Source organism: Flammeovirga sp. EKP202 (genome assembly GCF_014534745.1).
GTDB lineage: Bacteria > Bacteroidota > Bacteroidia > Cytophagales > Flammeovirgaceae > Flammeovirga.
On record NZ_JACVVP010000038.1, the window covers coordinates 51,687 to 76,794 of the forward strand.

Here is a 25,108-nt window from a genome sequence, read left to right on the forward strand (position 1 = left end):
TTTTGATTCAGTAGCAGGTTATTAGATTTGTTTTAAGTGGAAAAGCTCAATGGCAATATTATCAGCTTCATCAAAGAATCCTTCCCCAAACTCATTATCGAGTTCTCCATCTTTTAAGATGTTGAGTAAAGCCACTTGAGATTTTCCTTCAGGTACCCTTTCAGGGTTATATAGGTAGTATATTTTAGACTGATAAGGTGTGATTTTTCGCTTGGCAGTCCAGTATTGTAATTTTCTGATTAAATATTCTGAGTGAGTTTCAATTAAGAAGTCCGTCTCATAACGTAAAGAAGCATCAATAATTAGGTCCGCTAATTTTGATTGTAATCGAGGATGAAGGTTGGTTTCAGGTTCCTCAATTAATAGTGAACGGTGATCGTTTAATGCTATTTTAAGAAGAATAGGAAGAAGTTGTGAGATACCATAGCCAAGGTCTGCAAGGTCTAAAGCATGCCCTTTTCTGTTGGTAATAATCACATCAGAAGCAATTCCTTTGACGGAGTTAATCTGAATGTCGTGGCCAATTTCAAATTCTTGAATCCATTTCTTCACAAACTCCTTTGCTTTTTCGTCGGCATTCTTGCCAAATTCAAAAAGGAGATCACTCAAAACATTGCCTTCTGTATGTAATAAAATCCTTTTTGTACTACCTCTTTGAGCTTCTAAAAGTCCAAAATTGAATAACTTTCCACAAGATTTGAAGATGTGTTTAATACCACTAACGCCTTCTTCTATCATTTTCAAGAAACCACTCTGAAGTATCTTATCAATATTTACTTCAAACAGCTTAGCATATTGTTCACTTGTTAAAGGCAATTCAGGTAAATAATCCAATTCTTCCAAAGAGTTATAGGCCTCTTTGCGATCAAGAATTTTACGGTCATTATGATCCAATAATGGTAAATCTCTTAATAAGAATCCTAATGATGCAACTTTGTATCCTTTACCATCTTCCTTTCTTTCCGCTAAAAGACGTACAAGATCGTCTTTTTTGAAACTATTGATTTTTTTGACTTTAGGTTGGAATTCAGTCATATATGAATTCAATCGAGAACCAAGAAGTACCATTAGTTTTTTATGAGCCACTTCTGCTACAGCGTCTACCAAGTTCTCATCAATATCACCTAAAGCCTTTTTTAATTTATCTTTATTGATAGAAAAGTGTTTTTGAGTAGGAGCTTCTAAGTCCATTCCTGCACCGTATTGATACAAGTTTTGAAGATCAAAAAAGCTGGTAAATACAGGGATTTCTCCATCTGTTTTGAAATAATCACCTCTATGACCTGCAGCTAATAGATAACTGTTCCCATTTTCCGAGCCCACATAATGTAGACTTCCGTTGCTCAATGGGGAGTAGATTAGCTTTTTCTTTCTTGTAAATCGCTCTCTATACGCTAATTCAATGTGGCAAAGCTTCCCTTCTTTGCTATCATAATGTAATTCTAAAAATAAGCTTTCTGTTGTATTAACGCCTACAGGTTTGAAAGTGTAGATGATTTCTTTGGAATTGATATTTAAAATATCTCTCACCAACGAAGACATTGGAATGTCCATCTCTAACCAAGAAATCAAAGCCGATCTTAATTCCTCAACATCGGTAATATCATTTTTTTCAATTACTTTTTTCCACCTTTCATTATGTGCTTTTGTTTCTTCAGCATCTCTAAGTGGTGTAACTGTAGCCTCAGTAAGGTGTTTTATTTTTTTGATCCCTCTGAGTTCGTGCTCTCTATGTTCCTCATACCAAGCTTTCTTGATTAAGTCGGCAAAGAAGGTCCCTGAAAGGTTTTTTGGAATCTTGAAACTATCCTCAAGAGGAATTTCAAGTTCCTTTAGCATATCATATATCTTAGCCGCTTTTTCAAACAGCTTTTCGATGTTGTCAACCGTAATTCTTTCCTCAAATGCAATATGGAGCAATTGATGAAGTAGATTTTTGATGGTACTCGTACTCTCGATTTCCTTTGACCGTGTCAATTTTTGAATATGACGGATCATGAATTGTGCTCTATTGATCAAAATGCCTCTCAAGAAGTACATCCAATTTTTCCAATTGGGAGTTTGGAGTAAATCTTGTAAACTTTCTACGTTTTCAAGATCAGTATAGGCAATAGAAATGCTTCGTTGTCCTAATTCAAACTTTTTGAAAGGGGCAATTCCAGGTTGTGGAGCAAATTCTAATATAAATTTTATAGGTTTTCCCTCATCTGTATCATGGTTTCTCGCCTTAGAAATATTACCAAGGTTGTGGTAAGCTCCTCGAAAGTCAAGTTCTTCTAATCTATTTTTTGTGCCATTATCTTGCAACAGTAGTAATGCTTTAAATAGTGAACTTTTACCACTACTATTTGTTCCTGTAAGAACATTTAGAGGAGAAAAATTGAAGGTCGTACTTTCTTTGAAAACTCTAAAGTTTTCCAATGTTAGGCTTTTGATATTGGCCATGATGAGGTTTATAAATTAGTCTACAAAAAGATTGATTATAATATTTATTCTTTTCTGTCTAAAAACAACAAAATTAAAAGAAATAATGAGGTTTATAGCTGTTAATCAATCCAACAAAAGTAACATATTAAGCTGATTCAAACAAGTGTTAATGAGTTAATATGTTACTTATAATGAATTGATGTGTGTATAATGTTACAGGTTGATTATCTTATAGAGCTTCAAAGTTAATTTTACTATGAGCACCATCACAATACGGCTTATTATTCGAAGCACCACATCGGCAAAGTGCAATTTGGTTTTGATCCAATACTTCTTTTTTACCATCAATTTCAATGCTTATTTTACCTTTGACAAGTACAGGTCCATTTTTTAATACTTGAATCTCAGTCATCGGAGTATCCTCAACAATTTCTTCTTTTAGTGATAAGGCTTGGGAGGGGCAATTCCGAACGGCCTCAATAATTTTTTCATCCGTTGATTGTTCCAAGTCGACCCAAGGTTTACGTTTAGGATTGAATACCCTTGGTAAGCTTTTGAAACATTTTTCGGAGTGAATACATTTTTCTGGTTCCCATAATACAGAAACATTTCCTTTGGTATACGTCTTTTTCATAGTAGTGAACTAATGTTGATGGAGTATATTTTTATGAAAATTCACAATTTCAACGTTAAAAAGTAAATCCTAAATTCTCCCTTATGTTGGTTATAAATACGCTTTTATTGTTCATTAAGAATCTAATAAATTATCAAGGTATTTAGAAATTATGAGACCCAAATTTTAGTGTAAATAAAAAAATACTTAAATTCTTGATTTGTAATTGAATTGTACACTTAATTTACAGTCAATTAGAGCATGCTATCTTCTAAACCATAAGACTTTATCATGCACTGAGATCATTGCCAAATTAAACTAATGCAGTATGAGTGAGACGAGTACTAGAAACTTTATGTATGCTTTTAAAAAGCTAGCCGTTGAAACTTTAAGTATTCGAGAAGGATCTGACCCTGAAGCAACGATTGAAGGAATCAAAAAGGATATCAGCTTTAAAGGTCATGCAGCTTGGATTTTAATTTTCTCCATACTTATCGCCTCCATTGGCCTTAACGCTAATTCAACAGCCACTGTCATAGGAGCCATGCTTATTTCTCCACTAATGGGACCAATTTTAGGGATTGGCACCGCCATTGGTATTCATGATGTTGATATGATGAAAAGGGCATTAAAAAACATCGGTATTGCTGTTTTTATCAGTTTGGCTACTTCCACCTTGTACTTTGCATTAACGCCATTAAACTTGGAACAGTCAGAACTTTTAGCAAGAACTAAACCCACTATTCTAGATGTGTTTATTGCCTTTTTTGGTGGTTTTTCAGGCATTATTGCGGGTTCAAGAAAAGAGAAAAGTAATGTGATTCCAGGGGTTGCGATCGCTACGGCTTTAATGCCCCCATTGTGTACCGCTGGGTATGGATTGGCAACGGGCATGTATAGCTACTTCTTAGGCGCCTTTTATTTATTTTTTATTAATTCCGTTTTCATCAGTCTATCTACTTACATTGTAGTGAAGTTTTTAGGTTTTCCTGTAAAGACTTTTATTGATCGAGCGAGATATAGAAGATATAGATCCATTCTTTTTGCCTTTCTAATTATTGTGGTCAGTCCAAGTGCTGTAATCTTTTTTAATGTAATACAAGAGACACGTTTCAAGATTGCTGTTGATGCTTTTATTAAGGAAAATACAGCTTTCAAAGGAAGCGAACTTTTGACGAATAAAGTCACTTATTCTGATTCTCTCTCCGTAATTGACTTGTATTATATGGGGAAAAAAATTGATGAAGGACAAATTGTCTTTTTAAATGAAATGATTCCAAGGTATGGCCTTTCTGCAAAAGAAGATGAAATGTTCCCGTTCACGAAAAAGACTGAAGTAAGAATACATCAAGAAGACGGACAGGACTTTGATATTGATAAAAAGTTTGCACAATACAGTAATGCACTTCATGTGAATCTGCTGAAAGATATTTATACTAAAAATGATCAGTTGATTAAGGATAAAGATTTAAAAATAAAGTTACTAGAAAAGAGGATTTTCAACCTCACCAAAGAACAAGAAGATACTTTACATCTTGATCAACTTTCTAAAGAAATTCATTTCCAATTTCCTCAGGTGAAACGTTTTGCCATTAGCGATATCAAAATACAATCTTGGGAGGGAGACAGCCTGATAAGCGTCAAAAGCCCTGTTTTACTTCTAGAATTGGATGAAGAATTCAAAAAGGAAATAAAACAGAGCGAAGAGCTAACGCAACGTACACAAGAATGGATTCGAATCCGTCTGCGTAATGAAAAGATTAAAGCGTTAGTGCTTTAAAGAAACCTCTTGAAACTTTTCTTTTTTCAATTTCAATTGATCCTCCATGTATTCAATATCATCCTCAGATTTGATGATATGATAAGAGATGGATAACCTGTTTTCATGAGTAGCCAAGGCTTCATGAGGTTTGATTTTAATCGAAGACGGAAAATGCCATACAGAGTAGTTGAAGGATAAATACTTTATCATTTGTACATTATCTTTCATCTGATAGAAATGCTCGAAAATCTCAGGCTTATTGAATAAATAAGTATACTTTTTCGATAACCAATAATAATAGTCGGCCCAGCTTTCTATGGCATAATACTGATCTTCGGCTTCATAGTATTCATAAACTAGGTTGGAATAAGACAGTGAATCACTCTTAATTCCTTTCCCCGTAATATGCGGAGGAGGGGAATTGACAAAGGCTTCATAATCGTCAAATTGATCTACTGTGATCTCTTTGTATGAAGTTCGTTGTGCATGAGCAACTAGGTTTGTAAAATACAATAAAGCGATAATAAGAGTTAGTGATTTCATAGTTAATTGATTAAGCACGAGAAACTAGAGATAATATTGTTATTGAAAATATAGGTAATTATTTACATTTATTTAAATATAATAAAATGTAAGCCTCTTAAAATGTGTTATTTAACATTAAAGCCTTCATTGTACTGTAGAATATAATGAAGGCTTTGTACTTTATTGATAACTAAATGAAATATTGCTTTTGTTGAAACAACTAAAATTTCACTTTATCATTTTATTTTCTTTATCTGATTAAATGTCTTTAGGGAGGAGTTTGTTGAGTAACACGCCCATCAGTGCTGCAATTGTTAACCCTGAAACTGAAATGGCGTTGTAAATAGCAACTTCTTTAATTCCAATTCCTAAGACAAAGATCAAAGCCGCTATTATAAGGTTTCTAGAATGGCCAAAATCCAATTTTGCAGAAATCAAAGTTCGTACTCCAACTGCTGCAATCATTCCAAATAATATGATAGAAATACCTCCCATTACAGGAACAGGAATTGTCTGTAATACTGCACCTACTTTTCCAATCAAACTTAGTAGTATTGCAAAGACAGCGGCTATTCGAATCACTGCAGGGTCATAAACTTTCGTGACTGCTAAAACTCCAGTATTTTCACCGTAAGTGGTATTGGCAGGACCTCCAAATAAACCTGCAATAATTGTTGCTAAACCATCACCAAGCATTGTTTTGTGTATACCGGGTTTCTTGAAGAAATTTTTACCTACCACGGCACCATTGGTGGTAATGTCTCCAATGTGTTCAATGAATACAACCAAAGCAATTGGAGCAATGGCGAAGAAACCGGAAAGTGAGAAAGTAGGTATTGTAAGAATCTGATCAATGGTTTCGCTTGAAAACCCAATCCAATTGGCTTTTTCAATAGCTGTATAATCTACCACTCCCATCATAGCGGCGATGGCATAGCCAACCGTTACTGAAATAAGAATTGGCATTAACCTGAAGAAAGAATTTTTCAGCATGGAAGAAATGACCATAGTAACAATAACTGAAAGTGAAATAAGAAGGCTTTGATTATCAAATTTTCCGTCATTATAGCCAGCCATGCTTAATGCCACTGGACTTAATCGTAGTCCAATGACCATGATTGTAGGTCCGATAACAATAGGGGGAAAGAACGATTGAACCCTTTTTACACCAAATTTCTTAATCACAAAAGACATAAGAACATAGATCAATCCAGCTCCGATGATTCCGGCTTTCACTGAGGCTAGTCCTTCATTTTTTAAGACTAAACTAATGGCACCAATAAAGGCAAAAGATGAACCTAGAAAAACAGGTACTATTTTATTGGTTACTTGATGGAATACCAAGGTCCCTATACCTGCCGTGAATAGTGCTAAAACTGGATTTAAACCAGTCAGAAAAGGGACAAGAACAGTGGCTCCAAACATTGCCAATACATGCTGTATACCTAATAAGTATTTCGTTTTCCCCGAAATTGAATCCATGATTGAATATTTTTATTGAGTAGCTATTATAACAAACCGCACAAAGGTAAGTTGTATTATTTCTATTTAGGGTGACAATGATTATTACCTTGTTATGGAAAAGACGTCATACGGTTTTATTGACAAATATTAAGCCCTTGTCCAATTTAATATGAACAAGGGCTTAATTGATTATAAACGCTGGCGTAATAATGAATTATCACCATTTCAATAATGGACTTCTATAATTAGGCTGTCGCTTCTTTTCTAAGTGTAATCTCAGTGATTTCTGGATCCATACCAATTCTTCCAGCATAAGCGTGATAGCCAAAACCACGGTTAACGTAAAGCTTTTGCTTGCCTTTTTCGTAAAGACCCGCCCAACGAGGATATTTGTACTGAACAGGACTCCACTTAATACCTGGAATTTCAATTCCGAATTGCATACCATGTGTGTGACCTGCTAATGTAAGGTCCATATCTTTATGGTCAAGCACTTGTGCATCCCAGTGTGATGGATCATGAGAGAGCAATATTTTGAAAGGAATACTTTCTAAACCTGCATTTGCCTTATTGATATCACCAAATTGAGGGAATGGACGTAATCCCCAGTTTTCAACTCCTAAAATGCCTATTTTTTCGCCTTCAATCTCTAATGTTCTATTTTCATTTAGTAAAAGGTCAAAACCCATGTCTCTGTTTCTTTGTTTCACAAGATCAAGATTAGCTTTCTTGTCTGCTGGAGAATTCCATTGTACATAGTCACCATAATCATGGTTACCCAAAATAGAGTACATTCCTTTTTTCGCTTTGAGCTGCTTGAAAACTTCTACCCAGCCATCTGTTTCTGAAGCATAGTTATTGACAAGATCCCCTGTAAAGAAAATAACATCAGGGTTACGGTCATTGATCATTTTAACAGCTTTTGCTACGGAATCATGACCTTTTGGAAAACTACCAATATGAATATCTGAAATATGAATGACCTTCAACCCATCAAAAGCATCAGGGAGGTTGGGGAAGGATAACGACTTTCTAATTACTCTAAAATTGAAACGCCCTTTTGTTAGGCCATATGCAAATGCTCCAAGTGGAACTGTTGCCAAGCCTGCACCCAATAAGGTTAAAAATTTTGTTCTTGAAATAGGAGTTCCATTGGAATTGACACTATCCGAAGAACCATTACTAAAGAAATGAACTAATCTATTCCCTAAAAAGGCTAAATCATCAGCTCCATGGAAAATATTAAACACTAACTTGGTAGCTAATGACATTAAAATAAAGGCATTAATTGTAAAAATAGTATTGGTAAACGCAGGATCTCTAAACTTATCCATATTGAGTACCATCCAACCAATAGCCATATAAATACCAATACTTTCTAACCAAAACAATAGCGTGGACAGTTGTTTGTAGATTGTTTTACTATTTTCTGTAATAAGACGAATTCCTTTGAAGGCGTATAAATCAATCGCGAGTAAGAAGGCGAAAGCTATCCCTAGGAATATTAAAGCTCTACTATTCATTTTGTATAATTTAATTTGACACTTTTACCTGTTTAAACAACTATTATACTAAAAGGTATAAACTGACAAATTGTCCTAATGTTTAGTAAACCTTCTAAACAAATATTAAGAGTTCTCAATAATATAATTTTACTTCTGACCGAACATTCTACCTATATAAGCTTTAATGTATTCATTTGAAGGCTTAAATCTATAATTTGTTTCAGTATACTTTAAGCTTCCGTCTTCTTGAGGTATAATGTGATATGTGAATACAAATTTACCTTGTTCTTTACCTCTCCAACCGTCAAAAGTACCGAAACGAAGGTCTTTAATAAGGTATTCATTTTCTAGCTTTTCAACGATATAAAAGTCTTTTGTAATGTAGATTAACTTATTTGTTTTATCATTTTCAGGTAACTCTTCTAATAGTTCATGATGATGAGGATAGTAGTTGAAATGTACTTTTTTATCTTTATCAAAAACAGAGTAAAAACCGGTGTAATAACCATTTTCTGTTTTGAAGGTAGTAGCCCAAAGCCAAATATTTAAAGGGGTAGTTTTAGTAATGTAATCTTGATATTCAATCCCTAATTCCTCAATGTTCTTTTTGAAAACTTCATTGGCTTGATGTTGAAGAATAAAACCTAAAAGCAAGTAAGAAGTACTGATCCCTAATCCCCAGTAATTTAACTTTCTTCTGATTGAGGAAGTTTTGGGTTTGAAAAGAGCAATGATAAGTAGGATAAGGAATGGTACAGTATAATGTGGATCTACTACAAAAACAGAATAAGTGGCAAATCCATAAGCTGTAAATGGATAGAGCAGTTGTGTTCCCCAGGTAGTACAGGTGTCTAAAAGTGCATGGGTCAAGAAACTAAGAAAGTACAATAGTGTCCAATCTTTTAAGGTGTCTTTTTCTTTACCAAAAAACTTATGAGTGAGATAACCAAAAATCGGAGAGGCAAGAATGAAAAATAGAAATGAATGTGTAATACTTCTGTGGTACATCAGCTTTTCAACAGCATCAAACCATGGAGAAGCCAAAACATCTAAATCGGGAATTGTACCTGCAATTGCCCCGAAAATAGCTGCTTTTATCCCTATTTTCTTTCCTAATACCGCTTCACCTACCGATGCGCCAAGTACAACTTGAGTGAGTGAGTCCATGTTTGTTAAATAAATTTAAAAAATTTAGTGAATAAAAAATGCACTTTTCGTAACATAGTGTAATCGTTATAGTTGTAAAAATCGGAGAAATAATTGTTATATACCAATATGGATGGGTGATTTTTTGAATTACTTTTCATCCAACTTTTCAATCTAACTTAACTATTATTACTATGAAGATCAAACATCTATTGATTGCAAACATCGTTGCATTTTCGGTGATTGCGTGTGGTCAAGCTGAACAAAACAAAGAAGAAGCGAAAGCAACTGAAGAAGTTGTTGAAGTTGCAAAAGAAGAGGTAAAAGCTGTTGAAGCAGAAGTTGCTGAAGCAGATTCTACTGTCGCTGTTGCGGATTCAACTGTTGCCGAGCAAGTAGTGGAAGCTACTGAAGGCGAAGCTGAAGCAGCTGCTGAGTAAATCAAAGAAAATAATCTTTGAAAAAAAGAGGTAAAAGGATCACTTTTTCCTTTTACCTCTATTTTTCAAGCTAGTGTCATCTACTTATATCGTTGATGAGAAAATTCTAGATTGTGGTTTAGCCACAAGCATTCTAGCATCAAGCGTCATACAAATATTTCTAACAAAAGGTCGTCCCTTTTCTGTTACTTCTAATTTATTATCACTCAAAACAACCAATTGATCATTGATCATTTCTTCCAGTTTCTCACTTAATGTTTTGAATAATGGAAGCTGACCTGTTTCTTCATCCCAAGTAGTTTCAAAGTGACACATTACGTTCAAAATGTGTTTTCTAACCAATAAATCTTCTTCAGAAAGAATATGTCCTCTGTAAATAGGCAATTTCCCTTCCTCAATCGTAGCTTTGTAATCTTCTACTTTTTTGATATTCTGAGCAAATGAAGTCCATGAATCAGAAATAGAAGAACACCCTAAACCTACCATCAATTGCGTATAAGTAGGAGCATAGCCCATAAAGTTTCTATGCAATGCCTTTTTATCTGCCGCAATAGCCAATGCATCCGTTGGTAATGCAAAGTGGTCCATTCCGATTTCTACATATCCTGCTTCTTCAAACATCTCTTTACCTACTTCATACAATGCTCTTTTTTCTTCATTAGAAGGAAGGTCTTCTTCTGAAAAACCTCTTTGCCCAGGAGCAGTCCAAGGTACATGAGCATATGAATAATAGGCAATACGGTCAGGGCGAAGTGCATTGGATTTTGCAATCGTATCTTTCACACATTCCAACTTTTGGAAAGGAAGACCGAATACAAGATCAAAATTGACAGAAGTGTAGCCAATTTCTCTTGCTTTATTTGTTACGTGTTCTACTTGCTCATAAGATTGAACACGGTTGATTGCTTTTTGAACCGTAGGATCAAAGTCTTGAATACCTAAGCTCAAACGAGTATACCCAACTTCATAAAGTGCCTCTAAATGAGCATCTGTTGTATTGACAGGATTTGCCTCAAAGCCTAATTCGGCATCTTCACATTTATCAGCAAACTCAAAAATACCGTTCGTTAATTTTTGAAGGTTTTCAGGACTGAAAAATGTAGGTGTACCTCCACCAAGGTGAATCTCTTTGATCCTTGGACGTTCTTCACCAAAAATTGAAATGTACATTTGCCATTCTTTTAGAAGGGCATCAATATAAGAATCCTCTACAGAGTGATTAATGGTAATTCTTTTGTTGCATCCACAGAAAGTACAAAGTTTCTCACAATATGGAAGGTGTATGTACAGGCTGATACCGTCTTTTGCATTACTTGCTGAAAAGGCATCTGCGACATGTTGACTCCATTCTTCAATTGTAGGATCTTTATCCCAATAGGGTACCGTAGGATAACTTGTATATCGAGGTCCTGGTACATTATATTTTCTGACGAGTGTCTTATTTTCCATAATCTTATTCCTAGAGAAATTGAGCTACAAAGGTAAGCATTACAGCGGAGTTTCTTTTTATAGAAAGGCCTATGAGATTTTGTTTTTTATTAACAATATTCAATAAGAAATACCCTTCATTTGCTCTTTTTTGTATAATATGAGATTGATATTGAATGAGCTACATTTTGTGTCCTAAGGTGAGGAGATCAAATCTTGGTTTCTATTTTAGAATAGATCTTATTAAGCTAATCAGATTTTGGACAATGCATCATTAATTATTATTTACTCCAATTTTAAATTAACCTTAACGTACCTTAATTACAGGGGTGTTCAACAAGTAAGAAGTTTAATTTTCATTATCTTTCAGTAACTATACTTAATTATTTGATAAAAGGAGTTTTTAAAAATGAAAAAGGAACATTTAGCTAAAAAATTGTTGAAGTGGAATCAAAGACACTTACTCTCTTCAACGCATATCACTAAGTCAGACATTGCTCAATGTTTTGCTCCTGATTTTGTAGTGAAAGTAAATGGCAGAGAATATCAGGTGAACTATGAGAGCTACCTTGAGTTCTTAACGCATTTCAAGTCCAACATCCAATCTATCAATTATGAAGTACAAGAGTATGTTTGTGCAGAAGATAGAGTAGTAGCCGTCATGAATGCAATTATTGTCAGAAAAGATCACTCCATCGATAAGTTTGAGACCATGTTGTTGTTGAAATTTGATGACAGCGATTTGATCACTTTATGGCAGGAAGTGTATACTAAGAAAAATTAATATTTTAATCAGTTAGTTCAGAAAATATGGCAGATCAAGCGGTTCAAGATCAAAGAATTGCGGCAATGACTTTTGCTTCAATTTACCCTCACTATGTAACTAAGGTGGAAAAGAAAGGGAGGACTGTAGAAGAATTACATCAAGTAATAGAATGGTTGACAGGTTACGATTCCGCTGCTTTGCAAAGTCATATTGATGAAAAGTCTACTTTTTCAACTTTCTTTCAAGATGCCAATCTTCACCCGAATGCAGCCCTGATTAAAGGCGTCATTTGTGGTGTTCGAGTTGAAGAAATTGAAACACCTTTGACAAGGCAAGTAAGGTACCTTGATAAATTGGTGGATGAATTGTCCAAGGGAAAGAAAATGGAAAAGATATTAAGATCTTAATAGTAAATGTCTGAAATTCTAAAAAGCTTTATCTCATCAATCACGTCTTTCTCTGAAAAAGAAATAGAGGAATTTACCCAAAAGTTCAAACCGATCTCTCTTAAGAAAAATGAACATTTTATAGAACAGGGAGAAGTATGTCAAAAAGTGGGGTTTGTCACAAAAGGAATCGTCCGAAACTATTATTTATCCAGTAAAGAAGAGGAGGTGACGTATTGTCTGACTTTCCCGCATCATTTTGTCAATGCTTTTTCCAGCTATGTCTCTGGGCAACCGACAAGAGAAAGCATTCATGCTATCACTGATGTGGAGTTATTGATTTTCTACAGGAGAGATTTTGAGGTATTTATCCAAAAAGATAGCAGGTGGCAAGACTTTTATACCCGATTGACTGAAGGGGCGTATATCAAGTTAGAGGAATATATTTTTATGATGAATATGGAGTCTGCCGAAAAAAGATATGAAGATTTGGTTAAAAACTATCCGGATTATATCAAACACATTCCATTAAAGTACTTATCCTCTTATCTTGGGATTACCCAACGGCACTTAAGTAGAATTCGGAAAAATATTTTTTAGACATATGTCCTATAAAACAATTGTTGGGTGAAATACCTTTGTATTTGTAGATCAATCAAAAAAATACAAATTATGAAAACAACATTCGTTTTTGCACATCCATGGCATGGAAGCTTCAATAAAGCCATATTAGATACAGCAGTCAAGAAGTTAGAAGAACAAGGTAAAGAATATCAAATTATTGATTTGCATAAAGATAATTTTGATCCTGTTCTGAGAGAAGAGGATTTAGCGTTGTATTCTAAAGGGGAAACAACCGATCCACAAGTGAAGGAATACCAAGAAATATTGAAAAATACAGATGAATTAGTTTTCATTTTCCCAATTTGGTGGTACGATTTACCGGCAATGCTGAAAGGGTTTATTGACAAGGTGTTTTTGAAGGATTTCTCTTATATAGAAACCAAAACAGGTTTGAAAGGGCTTCTGACCCATATTAAGAAAGCCAGAGTCATTACAACTTCAGAATCACCATCATGGTATTTGGTTGTATTTGGAGGAAACGTCATCAAAAAAGCATTTATCAAAGCGACACTCAAAGGAGTTGGAATTAAAGATGTACAATGGATCAACTCTTCTTATACAACATCGGGTAGCAATGACAAGAGAACTGCATTTCTGAAGAAGATTCATAAGATATTTTAATTGACCATATTGTTTTTGAAAGAAAGAAGGTCACTTTTTATACTTTCAATAGGAGTATAAAAAGTGACTTTTTTGAAAATCCTTATGCAAACTGACTTGGTAACTCACCATATTGTTTTTTAAAGCATTTGGTAAAATACTTAGGATCATTAAAACCCGTCATGTAAGCTACTTCCGAGACCCTATATTTTTTAGTCCTTAATAACCTGCTTGCTTCCTTCATTCTGAAATCTTGCATCACATTTTTAGCCGTTTTACCTGTTAAAAGCTTTACCTTTCGATAAAAGTTAGCATGACTCATACCCATCTTTTTCTCTAATTGTTCTACTGAGAAGTTGGGGTTGTCAATTTCTGTAAGGATGATTTGATACATTTTATCCAAAAATTGCTGATCACTAATAGAAGTAGGAGAAGGGTTTTTCTGAAACGTTGAAAAATTTGTGTTTACTTGAATCTTTTTAGCATTCCTCTGCGTTCCTTTTTGATTTTTATTAAAGACAACAATCCCTATCAATAGCATTGTAAGAAGAACAGGAACTAATAGAGTAAATTGAAATGGCTTATTATCTTTCAGTTTTGTTTTTTTGATTGTACCATCGAAAAGTAAAGAGCATAAACCATCGTTGCTTGCTACCCATACTTTTTGACGATCATCTTTATGTAATGAAATTTCATGTACATCTTTTAGAGGATAGTAATGGTAGTGCTGAGGTTGCTTTTTCTTTATTTCAATCAGGTAAACACCGTCAGGAGTTCCGGCCCATAAAATACCATTAGACAGTTGGAGTGTATTAATTTTCTTATAACATTTCTTATCACTCAATAGAAAAGGGCTGAAATTGTTTTTATTGGGGTGAAATAGAAATAAACCTTTATCAGTTCCTAACCACAAGCGTTGGAAATCATCTTCTACCATATTTCTTATTGTATTGTCTGGTAGCTGGTTTTGGGAATTGATGATTGATAGATTGGAGCCATCAAATTGATGAAGCCCTTCAATATTACCCACCCACATATTGCCTTTGTGGTCTTCTAAAAATGAATACACTTCACTATTGGATAGCTCACTTTTTGGTAAATCATAATCAATACAGTAAACATTGTAGGTTATAAAATTTAAAAAAACGGAGAAGTATATTTTGAGTTTTTGATGAACAGTAGGATAGTTGTTGGTTTTCATATACAATTCATTTCCTTCAAAAAAAATAGATTAGGACAAGTAATAATCACATTTGAAAGTGATAGTCTCTCAAAGAAATTGAGTGTGTCTATTAATTCAAAAACTATAAAACCTAATTTTGAAGAAGTGACTTCAGAGGTTCAAAAAATAAATTTACAGCTACAAAATAGAGCCAATAAAAAAGCACCGCTTATCAGTAGATAAACGATGCGATAAAAGGTTTTAAATACCTGAGGATTCTTAATAACCTGGATTTTGTTCTAGTTTGTACGAAATAACTTCACCGGCAGGGATCGGTAAAACTGGAATGTTTCCGTTGACGCTATGAGATAACATTCTAGAAGAAACAGTTTGAGGATCAATCGTAGGGCGATATCCTATGTTGGCTTTACTCAGAGCATCCGCATACTGGTTGGTACGAACCAAATCCCACATTCTTGTGCATTCACCTGCCAATTCAACTCTTCTTTCGTGTAAAATTGCCTGTAACAATTCATCTCCCGTAGCGGTGATGTCAGGAAGAACATCGGTATTTTCTCTCGGTTCATACCCGTTTGGATTTTCTTTGGTCCATCCCATTGGATAAGTCATTTTTCTAGCTCTTTGTCTTACCTCATTCAATTTGGATTGTGCCGTTGTCATGTCACCAGTATGATAGGCCGCCTCAGCATGCATTAATAAAATATCAGCATAGCGCATCTTTCTTTGATTCTGAGGATGGTCCGTATTATTATTCCCCCTAATGGCTGGGTCCATAATCAGTTTTCTGATGTAATAACCCGATTGAGCTTCAAAATTAGGTAGTCCTTGTGGTTTCCCATAAGCATGATCATTTTCTTTGCCAACTGTCCATTCTAGTCGTGGATCACCTGCTTCAAAGGCATCAACTAAATCTTGTGAAGGACAAAGTTGTCCCCATCCCCATCCTTTGTTAGTGCTGTTTCCTCTTGGGTTTACGGCTCTTGGGCTATTAGTACCCGTATTGTTTCTTGTTGGTCCTGTATTTGAAGTTTCATGTTGCAGTTCAAAAATAGAACCTGGGCCATTTTCTCCTTCTGCTTCCCAGATGGTAGCCAAGTTATCTGCTAACCAATACTCTCCAGAGTTGATCACTTTATTCGTATAAGTTTGCACATCAGACCACTGGCCAATGCCTGTTTTGTAAATGCCAATATCGTACATAATCAACCTTGCCAAGTAAGCATTTGCCGCACCAGAGGTCGCCAATCCCATTTGCATTTCGGATTTGGCCCCTAAAAGTGACGCAGCATTTTCAAAATCAGACTTAATTTGTGCAGTCATTTCTTCCAATGTTGCCCTCTGAACATTTCCAATTTGATCTACCTTTACAGGTTCGGTAAATAAAGGGACGCCACCAAATAATCGTAATAAATAGAAGTAAGCATAGCCACGAATAAAATACCCTTCCCCTAATAATCTATCTTTTTCTACACCTTCATAAGCATCTGATTGGGCAATACCATTTAATGCAGTATTAGTACGATGTATAGTTTGGAACATTGCATCGTAGGGATTAAATGAAACCGCACTGGTATTAATGGCATTCCATTCTTTCAGGTCTTGCATGTCTAATCCATCAGAGAAAAACTTATCGCCTTTCCAAGCATTATCGGTCATGACTTCACCGTAGTTCCATTCTTGAAAGACTCCCGTTTTACCAGGTTTTTCAACAACCAAAGCATTGTAACAAGCGTTGATAGCCATTCTCGCATTTTCAGAATCATTGTAATATGAAGGAGAGTCTACAGCTTTACCAAGGGGTTCTCTATTTAAAAATGAGCAACTCGCCACCAAAATTGAGCTCACTAGGAGAACGATATATTTTATTGATTTCATTTTTCTGTTCAATCTTAATTTTTTCAAAGTTTTAGAATGTCATATTAACTCCAGAAGAGAAAATTCTTGAAGTAGGGTAGGTACCCATATCAACACCTTGTCCCAGTGGGTCGCCTTTCAAGTCGCCAATATTGGCAGGGTCATATCCTTTATACCCTGTAATAGTAAATGCATTGTCTACTGAGGCATAAATTCGGAACTTTTTAATCCCCAATTTATTATTAAGATTATTGTTGAAAGTATATCCCAATTGAATATTTTGAAGACGGATATAGCTCCCATCTTCGATATATTGATCAGAAAAGCGCATGTTGTTGTTAGGGTCATCCGGTGTTAGTCTATGCATTGTGCCATTGGGATTATTTTCGGGGTGGAACCTGTTATTGTAATAGTCTTTGGTTTGATTCATGATAATTTTCGAAGAAGCGATATAAAACTTCTGAGCATTGACAATACTTGCTCCATAGGCACCAGTGAAGAAGATATTTAAATCAAAACCCTTGTATTCAGCTCCTAAATTGATAGATCCCGTAAAAGTTGGAATATAATTTCCAAGGTTTGTTCTGTCGTCATCATTGAGTTCCCCATCATTATTCAAATCAAGGAACTTAATATCTCCAAGGTTTGCATTAGGTTGAAGTAAATCGCCGTTTGGCCCTACGTGATTGTCAATTTCATCTTGCGTTCTAAAAATTCCTGCAGTTTGATAGCCATAATAATAGGCCATTGCATGACCTACTTCTGTTCTTGTGATTCTTCCCAATCCACCAATATTACCAGCATCAATGAAACCTAAACCACCCAATTCAACCACAGTGTTATTAATAGTAGTCATGTTTAAGCCTATATTCCACTTAAAATCATGATTGATATTTCTATAACTGGCCGTAAATTCAAAACCTTTATTTTGCATCGAACCAACATTTGCAGCAGGAGGAGAGGCTCCCACATAAACAGGTACAGGCATTGGGACAATCATATCCACTGTATTTTTGATGAAAAATTCCGCAGAAACAGTCACGGCATCATCAAATAAGTCAACATCAAGACCAATATTTGTCATTTCTGATGTTTCCCATTTAAGGTCCTTATTACTCATTCCTGTTGGGATTCTACCTTCCATAACTTCCCCATCAATGACGTAGCGTTGATTGTTTGTCATTGCGGCTAAATAATCATTTTCGCCTGCTGAAGATTGATTCCCTACTTGTCCCCAACCTGCTCTTAATTTCAAAGCAGTTATTTTGTCTACAGCTTTCAAGAAGTTTTCTTCTTTGATATTCCAGCCTGCTGAAAAGGAAGGAAAGATACCCCATCGGTTTCCTTCAGCAAACCTAGAAGAACCATCGGCTCTTAATGTGGCGGTCAGCATATATTTTGAATCAAAATTGTAATTGATTCTTGTAAAACCAGACGCAATGGTACTGATATTTTGATTGGAAGAAGCGTTGTAGTAAGATCCTTTAGCGGCAGAAAGATACCTTAGGTTTTCATTGTGAGGAATGTCAAAACCAGTAGCGGTTACATTATTATACTCCCAATATTGCATTTCACCACCTACCATGGCACCAAATTGATGTTTATTGATTTTTTTGGTGTAATTAAAGTAATTAGACCATACCCAGTTCGTTCTTTGGTTTCTATCTTCATCTAGCTCTGAAACAGGTCTGTTTTCATCTGGATCAATATAGAATTCAGGAGCATATTTTTTCTGAGATGCAATTTGGTAATCTACACCAAAGTTGGATGTGAAGACAAGGTCTTTCGTGATATTTGCATCTAGTTTTAATGATCCGACAAATCGATTGAGAATGGCTCTTTTATATTCTTCTTCATCAACAATACGTCTGGGGTTGTTTTTATTGGACCATTCTGTTCTAGCATAATTACCCTCATCATCATAAACAGGAGAAATAGGGTCAGCCCATAAAGCTACGACGAAAGGAGAGCCGTTGTCAAAACTTTTGTTGAGTAAAGAACGGTTAGTTCTAGTGTAAGCAATGTTCTGACTTAAATTAATTCGTTTAGAAAGCTTGCTTGTATTATTCAATTTTACAAAAAATCGCTCAAGATCATTGTGGTCAATAATACCATCATTTTTCACATAGGAAGTGGAAAAATTATACTGATTACTTTCAGATCCACCCATAAAACCAAAGTTGTAGTTTTGGAAAGAACCATTTTTGAGAATTTCATTTTGCCAATCGGTTCCTTCAACACCTCTATCATAGATATCTTTTAAATACACATATTCATCAGATCCTTCAACAAAACCACCACCTTCTAACCTCAACTGAGCGTATTGAGAAGCATTGGTCATTTCAATCGTATTGGTCGGGTTTGTTACACCTGCTTGAGCATTGAATGTAAAAACAGGTTTACTTTGTGCAGATCCTTTTTTACTTGTGATTAAGATGACACCATTTGCTCCCCTTGATCCATAGATTGCCGTTGCAGAGGCATCTTTTAATACTTCCATAGACGCAATATCTGTTGGAGCAAGGTGCGAAATGTCATTCATAGGGAAACCGTCAACAACGTAAAGTGGGTCTGAGTTATTGATGGTGCCAATTCCTCTAATTCTCACTTTAGTTTGAGCACCCGGATCAGACGGAGAAGTAATTTGCACACCAGCCACTCTACCTTGAAGTGCCTTTTCGACATTTTCAGTAGCAACTACTGTCAGTTCATCAGTATCGACGGAAGCAACAGCACCAGTAATGTCACTTTTTTTCGCTACACCATAACCTACTACTACTACTTCGTCAAGTTGTTCGATGTCTTCTTCTAATTTGATATTGAAGTGTGTTTGCGTACCAATTTCAAGGTTAGTAGTATTGTAACCGATGAACGAGATAACTAAGGTCGTAGATTGAGAAGGAATGGTAAGTTTGAATTGTCCTTCAAAATCGGTCATTGTTCCCAAGGTCGTTCCCTTTATGGAGACATTCACCCCAGGGAGCTTCTCCTTTGTATTTTTATCTACAATACTCCCGGAAATGATTTTCTCTTGGGCAATAGCTTGCAGAAAGCTAAATAATAAGAAAAAGAGGATAAGTAATTTATTCTTCATACTTGCACTATTAAAAAATTAAATGATGAGTAAATAATTCATTGAGTAGTGCAAATGTAGATTGTACACCAATCGTGTAGGTGTTAGACTTTGTTCATAAAGGAGGTAGTTTTGTCCATTTTAAATTTCAATAATTTCACAAAAAATGGAGTGATAACCTTTTTAAGTCTTTAGTTTTTAGCATTTTGACAGAAATTCCTCCTTTAATTTCTCCCTCATCAGCTTTATTTTATATACTGAAGGGCTTTGAAGTTTGTATTGTAATGAAATAAAAAACTACAGACTCAATACGATGAACCTGTAGTTAAATTTTCTATTCTTTTTTGAAAGATTAAAGGTATATTTCCCCCTTTAAGTAGGTGACTGCAGTACCCGAAATCAATACTCTATCCTCTTTTAAGACACAATGAAGTACACCGCCTCTTTTGGAAACTTGATGAGCAATCATCTCCTCTTTTTGTAGTTTCTCTGCCCAATAAGGAATCAAAACGGTATGTGCAGATCCCGTTACTGGATCTTCATTTATACCAATTCCAGGATGGAAGAAGCGAGAAACAAAATCAACCTCTTTACCTTTAGCAGTTACTATAATTCCTAAATCAGGGCTCTCTTTATTGATGAGGTTGAAATCAGGTGTGAGTTTTTTTAATAATTCTTCTGATTCAATTTCAGCCACTAAAAACATGCCTTCAATTGCACATTGATTAACCTTACATCCGAGTGCTTTTTCTAAAAAGTCGGGTTTTTGACTTAATGAAGGTTTCTGTGATGGAAAATTTAATTCTAATCCTTTATTATTTTTCGTTACGGCCAATGGACCACTTAAGTGAGAGTGGAAATGTATAACGTCTCCTTCGTAATTATCGTGTTCAAAAAGGTAATGTGCTGAAGCTAGAGTAGCGTGCCCACAAAGTCTAATTTCAGCTTCAGGAGTAAACCATCGGATAGCATACTTATCATTTTCCTTCACAAAAAATACCGTCTCCGCTAAATTATTTTCCATTGCAATGTTTTGCATTAGTTCATCATCAATCCATTTTTCTAATGGAACAACAGCTGCAGGGTTGCCTTTGAAAATTTTTTCACAAAAAGCATCAATTTGATAGATTGTTAGTGTCATGTTTTAGGAGTGATTACGACCAATTAAAGATTGATTACAATGTACTTTGATCAAAAATGAAAACAATTTATTCAAGTTTGAATTTTATTTATAGCAAATTAACAACTTAAATTATTACACACTATGAAAAAAGTAACTCTTATTTCTATTATTCTAGGATGTTTAATGATTTTTTCTTGCTCAAAGGATGAGCCAACACCATTGGATCTTACGACTTTGGATACCAATGTAGATACGACTTCAACTCCTATGGATGTAGGGACACTAATGGGCACCTTTAAAGGAAGTGCTCATCCAACTTCTGGAGGTGTGACAATTGAAGATAACGTTCTGAAAATGCACAGTGATTTTAAATCCGATTCAGGCCCTGATTTATACATTTACTTAGCACAAGAGCTTAATGGAAATGGTTTTATAGACTTAGGTTTAATGCAAAGTACTACAGGGGAGCAATCTTATAATATCCCAGCCGGGGTGGATTATACTAAAAACAAATACGTTTTAGTGTGGTGTAAGCAGTATAGCGTATTATTTGGTTATGCTGAGGTGAAATAAAAAAATAAAGCGTGAAGAAAAACTAATTTCATCACGCTTTATTTATATCTTAGGTAACAGTCCTATGACTTACTACTTATTTTAATTAGAATATATTGTAAGCAATTAATGCCCCGAAATAGGCTAATGCACTCATGTAGACAAATTGAATAACAGGCCATTTCCAACCTTTTGTTTCTCTTTTTACTACTGCTAATGTCGCCATACATTGCATTGCAAAAACATAAAATATCATTAGTGAGTAAGCCGTTGCGGTGGTAAATTCCTTTTCACCCGTAACAGGGTTGACCGCATTGGTTAATCGTTGTCTCAATGGTGCAATATCATCTTCGGCTGATCCTACGCTGTAAATTGTAGCCATAGTACCAACAAATACTTCTCTTGCAGCAAAAGAAGTGACCAAGGCAATACTGATTTTCCAGTCAAATCCTAAAGGTCTAAAAACAGGCTCAATTGCTTTACCTAATATACCTACATAAGAAGCTTCCAATTGTTTGGCTGCAATATAATCAGCAGAAGCTACTTCGTCTAAGTTCATGTCTTGTAACTCCATCTCAGCTTTGGCAGCCGCATCTTCAATTGAATTACCTGGCCCGTAAGTTGCTAAAGCCCATAAAATAATCGAAATAACAATAATAACTTTACCGGCTTCAGTTACAAAAGTATTCACTTTTTCACTTACTGTTAATGCAACGTTTTTCCAGTGTGGAACTTTGTAACTTGGTAATTCCATTGCTAAAAATGAAGGTGCATCAGACTTTAAAATAAGTTTGAAGACAATTCCGGCTAATAAAGTAGCGACAATTCCTAATAAATATAATCCCATAAAGGCAAGCCCCTGAAGACTGAAGATTCCCCAAACGGTTTCATTCGGTACAGCAAACGCCACTAAAATAGCATAGACAGGAATTCTGGCAGAACAAGAAATCAGAGGGGTCACCATAATTGTGATCATTCTTTCTTTCCAGTTGCTAATAGCTCTCGTAGCCATGACGGCAGGGATCGCACATGCACCTCCTGAGATTAAGGAAATGATAGATCGACCACTCATTCCAAATTTCATCATTAAACGATCAAAAAGGTAAACAGCTCTTGACATGTACCCTGATTCTTCCATCAATGAAATTAAAAAGAATAGAATTGTAATTTGTGGTACAAAGACTAAAACACCTCCTAAGCCAGCTAAAACACCGTCTAGGAGTAAGTCAGTAGCCCATCCTTCAGGTAAAATGTCTTTAAAGTATTCTCCCAAATTGGCAATACCACCATCGATCCAATCCATAGGAGCAGAAGCCCAGGAGAAAATAGATTGAAAAACAAGTAGGAGTAGTGCAAAGAAAATAACAGGGCCGAAAAATTTATGTGTTACAATTTTATCGATCTTATCTGTTGCTGATGAAGATTCAAGCTGATGATTTTCTTTGACAATATCTTGTACTAACGGGCTGATGAAGTTATAACGAAGCAAAGTTTCATCAATTTGGAATCGCATATCATTATAATCATGATTTGCTCTGATCTTGTTGATATTTTCCTTCGTATCTGACTTTAAGAAGGAAAGATCATCAACATGATGTGCCCAAAGTGAAGCTTGATAAGGATTATCAATGTTTTCACTATTTAAAATTTCTTGAATGACATGCTTTTCTGAATCATTTTTTTGAAAAGAATAAGCATCAATTGTAGCAAGAGGAGTTTTGCTTACTTCAAGAACGGCTTTCTTTAATAAATCAATACCTTCACCAGTTCTACCGTTGATTGAAATAACAGGAAGGTTTAATTTTTTAGAGAGTTTCTGTATATCTGTAATCTGCCCTTTTCGTTCTGCGATGTCACTCATATTTAGACCAAGAACGATAGGAATATTTAATTCTTGTACCTGAGTTAATAATAGAAGATGTCTTTCTAGATTCGTTACATCTGCAATGTAAATGATAACATCGGGATAATCTTTAGAGCCTGGATTTGCAAAAGTATTCAATACTACCTTCTCATCTGAAGACGTAGGATAGAGACTATAAGTACCAGGGAAATCAATTACAGTGGCATTTTGACCTTTCTGTAAAGTTGTTGCACCAATTTTTTTATCTACTGTGACTCCAGGGAAGTTACCTACTTTTTGTCGAAGACCGGTTAGTTGATTGAAAACGGATGACTTGCCCACATTAGGATTTCCTAATAGTGCAATTTGAAGTTTATCTGTGTTCATATATTATTTCTCCGAGGTAGTCGTTAAAAAAACAGTTTTAGCTTCTTGATGCCCAATGGCGAAAGATTGATTGTCAGATTTTAAATACACCGCTCCCTTAAATGGGGCTTTTCTAATTACTGAAACAGGTTTACCAGGGTAGAGCCCTAATTCAATAAGCCTGCTGCCAATGACCTTATCTTTAAATTCTGAAATGATGCCAATCTTACCTAACGGAAGGCGATCTATACTCACTAAATTGTTTATAATACCCATGTACCTTATACGGAGTTTTATTTAGACTCATTATTGATAGGCAAAGGTACGATTACAAAGTAATATTTAAAACAGAAGTGATATAAACATTACAATTAAAGATTTCAAATTTAATTTTTTATCAATTTTTGTATAAATTGAAGAACAACATATACACAAATAAACAACATGCATTCCACCGCAGACTATCAATTCATCTCAGAAAATCTATTTGTCCCTGTAAAGGACGATCAGCTCTTTGTTAAAAGATATACCCAAACCACAGCAAAAGAAGCCATATTAATGATCCATGGAAGTATGGAAAGTGGACGTATTTTTTATTCTCTGAAGGATAAAGGATTGGCACCCTTTCTTGCTGAGAAAGGATTTGATGTTTTTGTGCCCGATTTTAGAGGAAGAGGTAAAAGTACACCTGCTGTATCAAAACATAGTAAAAATAAGCAAATACACGCCATTGAAGAAGAGATTCCCGCCTTGTTGCATGAAATAAGAAGTCATCATCGTTGGGATGTGCCTATTCATGTAGTAGCTCACTCTTGGGGTGGTGTTTGGATGTTGGCACATATTGCAAGACATCAACAATTAAATATTGCATCAATGTGTTTACTAGCCTCTAAAAGGAGTATTGTAGTAGATTCTTTTAAGAAAAGGTTTGAGGTAGATTTTGTGTGGAGTGTTGTTGCACAAATGTTGACAAAGTTCTATGGCTATTTTCCAGTAAAGAAAATGGGAATTGGTCAGGAGAATGAATCCAAAGGGGTGTATGAAGACTGTAAGAAGTGGGTTTATGCGACTGACGAATGGATTGACCCTAGTGATCAGTTTGATTATTTGACAGCTTTCAAGAAAGCGAAAAACATTCCCCCTACATTATACATGACCGGTAAAAAAGAGTATTACTTGGGACATGAGAAAGATGTGAGACGATTAATGAAGGAAGTCAATAACCCTGAGGATAAGTTTATTTTATTGTCAAAAGAGAAGGGGTATACCTTAGACTATGATCATATTAATATTTGTACCGCTAAAGAGGCAGTGACAGATCATTTTCCAATTATTTTGGAATGGTTAAAAAATAAGGGGTCACTAACAAAAAGTGGGCATAGGTTACCCGAATACCTTTGAAATTCTGAATAAGAAAAACTTTAAATC

21 protein-coding genes are annotated in these 25,108 nt (G+C 35.2%); 8 read left to right on the forward strand and 13 right to left on the reverse strand.

The window, feature by feature from the left end; all coding sequences use genetic code 11:
* Positions 1 to 21: 21 nt before the first annotated feature.
* A complete protein-coding gene (locus tag IC221_RS20460) occupies positions 22 to 2,445 on the reverse strand; it encodes an AAA family ATPase (RefSeq protein WP_188170740.1) in 2,424 nt (807 codons plus the stop codon).
* A gap of 211 nt (positions 2,446 to 2,656) precedes the next feature.
* Positions 2,657 to 3,061 carry a (4Fe-4S)-binding protein gene (locus IC221_RS20465; RefSeq protein WP_188170741.1) on the reverse strand — a complete coding sequence of 135 codons (405 nt, stop codon included), beginning with the start codon at positions 3,059 to 3,061 and terminating at the stop codon, positions 2,657 to 2,659.
* 307 nt (positions 3,062 to 3,368) lie between these two features.
* Here IC221_RS20465 and IC221_RS20470 point away from each other — a divergent pair, with 307 nt between their 5' ends.
* Positions 3,369 to 4,820 carry a DUF389 domain-containing protein gene (locus IC221_RS20470; RefSeq protein ID WP_188170742.1) on the forward strand — a complete coding sequence of 484 codons (1,452 nt, stop codon included), beginning with the start codon at positions 3,369 to 3,371 and terminating at the stop codon, positions 4,818 to 4,820.
* Here IC221_RS20470 and IC221_RS20475 read toward each other — a convergent pair.
* The 4 genes from IC221_RS20475 to IC221_RS20490 form a co-directional block, all read right to left on the reverse strand.
* On the reverse strand, positions 4,809 to 5,345 hold the full coding sequence (locus IC221_RS20475; RefSeq protein ID WP_188170743.1) for a hypothetical protein: 537 nt from the start codon (positions 5,343 to 5,345) through the stop codon (positions 4,809 to 4,811). The genes IC221_RS20470 and IC221_RS20475 overlap by 12 nt on opposite strands.
* Positions 5,346 to 5,585: 240 nt before the next feature.
* Positions 5,586 to 6,809 carry a uracil-xanthine permease family protein gene (locus tag IC221_RS20480; protein ID WP_188170744.1) on the reverse strand — a complete coding sequence of 408 codons (1,224 nt, stop codon included), beginning with the start codon at positions 6,807 to 6,809 and terminating at the stop codon, positions 5,586 to 5,588.
* A 227-nt stretch (positions 6,810 to 7,036) separates the two neighbouring features.
* Positions 7,037 to 8,314 carry a metallophosphoesterase gene (locus IC221_RS20485; RefSeq protein WP_188170745.1) on the reverse strand — a complete coding sequence of 426 codons (1,278 nt, stop codon included), beginning with the start codon at positions 8,312 to 8,314 and terminating at the stop codon, positions 7,037 to 7,039.
* 129 nt (positions 8,315 to 8,443) lie between these two features.
* Positions 8,444 to 9,463 (reverse strand): metal-dependent hydrolase, encoded by a 1,020-nt coding sequence (locus IC221_RS20490; RefSeq protein WP_188170746.1) that lies wholly within the window; start codon positions 9,461 to 9,463, stop codon positions 8,444 to 8,446.
* Between the two features lie 173 nt (positions 9,464 to 9,636).
* Between IC221_RS20490 and IC221_RS20495 the strand changes: the two genes are divergently transcribed.
* Positions 9,637 to 9,882, forward strand: coding sequence for a hypothetical protein (locus IC221_RS20495; RefSeq protein ID WP_188170747.1), 246 nt, complete (start codon positions 9,637 to 9,639; stop codon positions 9,880 to 9,882).
* Positions 9,883 to 9,966: 84 nt separating this feature from the next.
* Here the strand turns inward: IC221_RS20495 and hemN are convergent, their stop codons facing one another.
* Positions 9,967 to 11,331: an oxygen-independent coproporphyrinogen III oxidase gene (gene hemN / locus IC221_RS20500; RefSeq protein WP_188170748.1), complete on the reverse strand. Its 1,365-nt coding sequence runs from the start codon at positions 11,329 to 11,331 to the stop codon at positions 9,967 to 9,969.
* A gap of 388 nt (positions 11,332 to 11,719) precedes the next feature.
* On the opposite strand from hemN, the gene IC221_RS20505 reads away from it, so the two are divergent.
* The 4 genes from IC221_RS20505 to IC221_RS20520 all read left to right on the forward strand — a co-directional run bounded on the left by IC221_RS20505 (position 11,720) and on the right by IC221_RS20520 (position 13,707).
* A complete protein-coding gene (locus IC221_RS20505; RefSeq protein ID WP_044201421.1) occupies positions 11,720 to 12,094 on the forward strand; it encodes a nuclear transport factor 2 family protein in 375 nt (124 codons plus the stop codon).
* 26 nt (positions 12,095 to 12,120) lie between these two features.
* Positions 12,121 to 12,483 (forward strand): DUF2200 domain-containing protein, encoded by a 363-nt coding sequence (locus IC221_RS20510; RefSeq protein WP_188170749.1) that lies wholly within the window; start codon positions 12,121 to 12,123, stop codon positions 12,481 to 12,483.
* Between the two features lie 6 nt (positions 12,484 to 12,489).
* Positions 12,490 to 13,062, forward strand: coding sequence for a Crp/Fnr family transcriptional regulator (locus IC221_RS20515; RefSeq protein WP_188170750.1), 573 nt, complete (start codon positions 12,490 to 12,492; stop codon positions 13,060 to 13,062).
* A gap of 72 nt (positions 13,063 to 13,134) precedes the next feature.
* Positions 13,135 to 13,707: an NAD(P)H-dependent oxidoreductase gene (locus tag IC221_RS20520; protein WP_188170751.1), complete on the forward strand. Its 573-nt coding sequence runs from the start codon at positions 13,135 to 13,137 to the stop codon at positions 13,705 to 13,707.
* An 82-nt stretch (positions 13,708 to 13,789) separates the two neighbouring features.
* Here the strand turns inward: IC221_RS20520 and IC221_RS20525 are convergent, their stop codons facing one another.
* The 4 genes from IC221_RS20525 to IC221_RS20540 form a co-directional block, all read right to left on the reverse strand.
* Positions 13,790 to 14,887 carry a helix-turn-helix domain-containing protein gene (locus IC221_RS20525; protein WP_188170752.1) on the reverse strand — a complete coding sequence of 366 codons (1,098 nt, stop codon included), beginning with the start codon at positions 14,885 to 14,887 and terminating at the stop codon, positions 13,790 to 13,792.
* Between the two features lie 240 nt (positions 14,888 to 15,127).
* Complete coding sequence (locus IC221_RS20530) at positions 15,128 to 16,744, reverse strand: RagB/SusD family nutrient uptake outer membrane protein (protein WP_188170753.1); 1,617 nt, start codon at positions 16,742 to 16,744, stop codon at positions 15,128 to 15,130.
* A gap of 31 nt (positions 16,745 to 16,775) precedes the next feature.
* Positions 16,776 to 19,817 carry a TonB-dependent receptor gene (locus tag IC221_RS20535; protein WP_188170754.1) on the reverse strand — a complete coding sequence of 1,014 codons (3,042 nt, stop codon included), beginning with the start codon at positions 19,815 to 19,817 and terminating at the stop codon, positions 16,776 to 16,778.
* A 331-nt stretch (positions 19,818 to 20,148) separates the two neighbouring features.
* Entirely contained in the window at positions 20,149 to 20,937 is a 789-nt protein-coding gene (locus IC221_RS20540) for a PhzF family phenazine biosynthesis protein (protein WP_188170755.1), read from the reverse strand.
* Between the two features lie 123 nt (positions 20,938 to 21,060).
* Between IC221_RS20540 and IC221_RS20545 the strand changes: the two genes are divergently transcribed.
* Positions 21,061 to 21,492, forward strand: coding sequence for a DM13 domain-containing protein (locus IC221_RS20545; protein WP_188170756.1), 432 nt, complete (start codon positions 21,061 to 21,063; stop codon positions 21,490 to 21,492).
* A gap of 85 nt (positions 21,493 to 21,577) precedes the next feature.
* Here IC221_RS20545 and feoB read toward each other — a convergent pair whose 3' ends face one another.
* Positions 21,578 to 23,701, reverse strand: coding sequence for a ferrous iron transport protein B (feoB, locus tag IC221_RS20550; protein ID WP_188170757.1), 2,124 nt, complete (start codon positions 23,699 to 23,701; stop codon positions 21,578 to 21,580).
* Between the two features lie 3 nt (positions 23,702 to 23,704).
* Positions 23,705 to 23,935 (reverse strand): FeoA family protein, encoded by a 231-nt coding sequence (locus IC221_RS20555; protein ID WP_188170758.1) that lies wholly within the window; start codon positions 23,933 to 23,935, stop codon positions 23,705 to 23,707.
* 189 nt (positions 23,936 to 24,124) lie between these two features.
* On the opposite strand from IC221_RS20555, the gene IC221_RS20560 reads away from it, so the two are divergent.
* Positions 24,125 to 25,081, forward strand: a complete 957-nt coding sequence (locus IC221_RS20560) for an alpha/beta fold hydrolase (RefSeq protein WP_188170759.1) — start codon at positions 24,125 to 24,127, stop codon at positions 25,079 to 25,081.
* The last annotated feature ends 27 nt before the right edge of the window (positions 25,082 to 25,108 follow it).